The sequence below is a fragment of the Persicitalea sp. genome, from assembly GCF_041751555.1.
Lineage (GTDB): Bacteria > Bacteroidota > Bacteroidia > Cytophagales > Spirosomataceae > Persicitalea.
Genome location: NZ_JBGSXF010000337.1, coordinates 1 through 3,949, shown reverse-complemented (window position 1 = coordinate 3,949; position 3,949 = coordinate 1). Strand labels below are relative to the sequence as shown.

The following is a 3,949-nucleotide window of genomic DNA, read 5'->3' as shown; positions in this document are numbered from 1 at the left end:
ACGTAGCTTTCGCCCAGGGGTAGTTGCTGCTCGATGACCGCATGGCGGCCGTCCCTTATATCAAGTTCCTTGCTTTCGGTGATAACGGGCTTCACGTAGTTGTTCTTCCGCGCTACGGTGGCGAACGATCCCAACGCGTCCAGCACCGACACGATGCGGGCATTCTGCTGAATGGCCGCGACGTACTCGACCGTCGCGGTGACAAGGTCGTTGAAGATCCTCGATTCAATGGCAAAAATCCGGTCTTCGGCGTTCAAAATTTTCTCTTCGTATTCTTTCAGTTCGGGCGTAATATAGCGCTCAGCGTTGACGAGCGTCTGCTTCCTGATCCACTCGGGCGGCACCTTGCTTTTGTGGGCGTTGCTCACTTCCAGGTAGTACCCAAACACCTTGTTGAAAGCTACTTTCAGCGAAGTAATGCCCGTGCGCTCGCTCTCCCGTTTCTGGACTTTGAGCAGGTAGTCTTTGCCCGAGAAAGCAATGTCGTGCAGTTCGTCGAGTTCGGGATCGATCCCGCTCTTAATCATCCCGCCCTGGGTACTCAGAATGGGCGCGTCGTCGCGGAGTTCGGTTTCAATTTTTTCCAATAAAAACTCGCATGGATTCAGTTGATCGGCGTACTTGCGGAGGACACTTGATGATTTCTTAGGCTTGGCGTCACCTTCCTCAACAGTAACAGGTTGGGCAGTTGTCCGGCTCCCCAGCATTTCCTTGATCGGCGCGATTTGTAGCAGAGACTTCTTCAACTGCCCCAACTCGCGCGGACTGATTCGCCGCACGGCGACTTTGGAAATAAGCCGTTCGAGGTCGCCGATTTGTTTAAGGTGATTGAGTAGTTCTTCGTGCAGATCTTCCTGTTGCAACATTAGTTCCACCGTATCGAGGCGTTCCTCGATGGGCGTTTTTTCTTTCAATGGCAAAACTACCCACTTGCGCAGCAACCGTGCGCCCATTGGCGTCACGGTATGGTCCAAAATCTGGATCAACGGCACACCGCCTTCCTGCTGCGGGAAAATCAGTTCGAGATTCCGAATCGTGAAGCGATCGAGCCAGACGTACTTTTCCTCTTCCAGCCGCGTAATGCGGCTTACGTGACCAATTTCCTTGTGTTCGGTTTCGAGCAGGTAGTGGATGATGACGCCCGCCGCTACCACGCCCAGCGGCAGCAGTTCCACGCCGTAGCCTTTCAGGGTAGTTGTGCGGAAATGCGTGGTAAGTTTCTCGAAGGCAAAATCATCGCCGAAACACCAGTCTTCTAGTGTAAAAGTGTGAAACTTGTCGCCGAACAACTGAATGAATTCATTCTTGTTTTTCTTGCAAAAAAGTACCTCGGCGGGCGCAAAGCTTTGCAGCATCTTGTCCACGTAGTCCGAAGTACCCTGGGAAGCCAAAAATTCGCCCGTCGAAATGTCCAGCAGCGACAGGCCGAGTTGATCGTTCTTGCCGAAATGCACCGCCGCCAGGTAGTTGTTGCGCCGCCCGTCCAGCACGTTGTCGTTAAACGACACGCCCGGCGTCACCAATTCAGTCACGCCGCGCTTGACGATGCCCTTGGCCTCGGCGGGGTTTTCGAGCTGGTCGCAAATCGCCACGCGCTCGCCTGCCCTGACTAGTTTGGGCAAATGGGTGTCGAGCGAGTGGTGCGGAAAACCCGCCAGCTCTTCGTGCGCCCCGCCGTTATTGCGACGCGTGAGGACGATGCCCAGGATTTTGGACGCCCGAATAGCGTCTTCTCCAAAAGTTTCGTAAAAATCACCGACCCGGAACAGCAGCAGCGCGCCGGGGTACTTGGCCTTGATTTGGTTGTATTGCTTATTGAGGGGCGTTTCTCGAGGTTTTGAAGGCTTTGCCAAAGAGAATTTGATTTACAAGATACGAGCGAAACGTTTTTTCCGCGTAAATACAAATTTAACGCTTTGGGGTGGTTTGGCAAGGGAAGACGGATTACGATTCGACACTATGAGGGTTGAGCAGTTTTAGCCCATAAATTTTCAAAAAATCAGCCGTATTTCTAGTGACAAGCGTCAAGTCAAAACATAAGGCAGAGGCGGCAATAATGGCGTCGGGTGTCTTTATTTTATGAAATTTCCGTATTTCAATGGTTTTCTTGATGATATTCGGGTCGAGAGCAATAATAAAGGAAGAATTAACAAAATCATGAGTTACAGCTTCGTCTTCTGGGGGAGCATCGAATCCAAGAATTTCAATTTGGGTAATGACCGTAATTACGCTTACATCATCCACCAGGCTGTCCATCAAATCCATCCCGGCTGGCGGTAGCTTTGCATTCAGGTAGTCAATGGCCGCGTTACTATCTACCAAAAATTTCATTTGTCCCACTCTTCCCGGCTTTGCGCCACGTGGGCTTGTAATGCCTTAGCCGTTTTATCCGATAGCTTGCCCCGCAACCGTTGTGAATTGGGTGTGGCGGATGGCTTTGACTTGACGATCTTGATTATTTCCATCGATTCGAGATCCAGCAGCAGGTTTTTAGCGTTTTGATGGGTCAGTTGAATGAGCAGCGTTTCCATGAGAATGTAAGTTTTTTTCAAAAATAGTAAAAATCAAACTTGCATTCGAAAAAGGCTCCACGTGTAAATACAAGTTTAACGCTTTGGGGTGGTTTGGCAAGGGGGAATGCAGCTTTTAAACCACAGAGGGTGGAACATCAGCCTCTGTGGATAAGAAGAGGAAAGCTTGAGCATTGTTTTACGAATTTTAGGCGGGGTTAAATGATTCTATTTACAATCTTTCCGCCGCCGCTGCCACCATTTTCTTTTCACGACGGTCAATCCACCGCCGGAAATAGTTTTCGTGGGTATGAAGGGGGCCAACTCAATTACCTCAGGAAATTCAGCTACTGCGGCCGTTATGTTATTCTGACCAATATCGTGGCGAAAAATGGTAATTCTGATTTGTTCTTCTGCCAGACTATCAGGCAAGAGTAACTCAAAATAACCTCCATCGTCCGTCAGAGTCGTAATATTCGTGCGTCTTGGAAGAATGTAAGCTTTGGAAACCGGTTCTTCGGTTTCGGACGAAACTACCCGGCTCTTAACCCAAATCTTCAGTCTGTAGTCAGGGCCATCTTCTACTTCTTTCTCAAATTTCTCTTGTTGCGTCGGCGGCTTGACCATCGCCATCGGCTCCCGCACAATCAGTTCCTGCGCCTGACTTTCACCCGCAGAAATCAGAAAAAGACTGGCAATGAGCCGAAAGAATCTGGCTTTGTTTGATGGCTCGGCTTTACTGACCAGAAACCGATTCATCTGGCTTTCTTCCATCCGTCCGCAAAGGTTCCCGCTCGATATTTTGATGATCGCCAGTACCTGATCATCCGACAGATTGGTGAAGTCGATGACATTCTTGGCGCAACTGGCGCAGAAGCGGCCCGAATCAGTAGGCGACATGGCCGCCCAACTTTCGGGGCAGGGATCGTCAATTTTCAGGAGGTAGTTGGAGCGTTTCATAGGGTTTGCCGTTAAGAATTTAAAGATACAATAGTGTTTCAAAACTACAAATCAGCCCGACTATAAGATGGTTAACAATCTGCTATAGGCGAGGTACTTTGCAAGGCAGTTTTCTGATAAATTTCCAAGCCCCGGCACGGAAATTTATCAATTCCACCTCTCTTAACTACCCATCAACGAACTAACCTAACAATGGCAGACGAAAAGAAAGACATCAGCGTCGAAACTACGATTGATGCACCCGGAGAAAAAGTATGGAAGTGCTGGACTACACCCGAAGACATTGTGAAATGGAACAACGCCAGCGACGATTGGTACACCCCCAAGGCGGACAATGATTTAAAGGAAGGCGGCGAATTCCTCTTCCGCATGGAAGCGCGCGATGGCAGCTTCGGCTTCGACTTCTCCGGCACTTACAAAAAAATAGAGGAGAAGGAACTACTCGAATACGCCCTAATTGACGATCGGAAAGTTTCGGT

5 protein-coding genes are annotated in these 3,949 nt (G+C 49.6%); 1 reads left to right on the top strand and 4 read right to left on the bottom strand.

Annotation, left to right across the window (positions count from 1 at the left end; all coding sequences use genetic code 11):
• The 4 genes from mutS to ACEW8P_RS12070 form a co-directional block, all read right to left on the bottom strand.
• A partial coding sequence (mutS, locus tag ACEW8P_RS12085; protein ID WP_373513337.1) for a DNA mismatch repair protein MutS occupies positions 1-1,853 on the bottom strand: 1,853 nt, incomplete at its 3' end.
• Positions 1,854-1,944: 91 nt separating this feature from the next.
• The gene (locus ACEW8P_RS12080; protein ID WP_373513336.1) at positions 1,945-2,322 is read right to left on the bottom strand and encodes a type II toxin-antitoxin system VapC family toxin; all 378 of its coding nucleotides are present in this window, start codon (positions 2,320-2,322) and stop codon (positions 1,945-1,947) included.
• A gap of 5 nt (positions 2,323-2,327) precedes the next feature.
• Positions 2,328-2,531, bottom strand: a complete 204-nt coding sequence (locus tag ACEW8P_RS12075; RefSeq protein ID WP_373513335.1) for a hypothetical protein — start codon at positions 2,529-2,531, stop codon at positions 2,328-2,330.
• Positions 2,532-2,738: 207 nt separating this feature from the next.
• Entirely contained in the window at positions 2,739-3,470 is a 732-nt protein-coding gene (locus tag ACEW8P_RS12070) for a hypothetical protein (protein ID WP_373513334.1), read from the bottom strand.
• 192 nt (positions 3,471-3,662) lie between these two features.
• On the opposite strand from ACEW8P_RS12070, the gene ACEW8P_RS12065 reads away from it, so the two are divergent.
• Positions 3,663-3,949: SRPBCC domain-containing protein (locus ACEW8P_RS12065; protein WP_373513333.1), on the top strand; the 287-nt coding region annotated here is incomplete at its 3' end.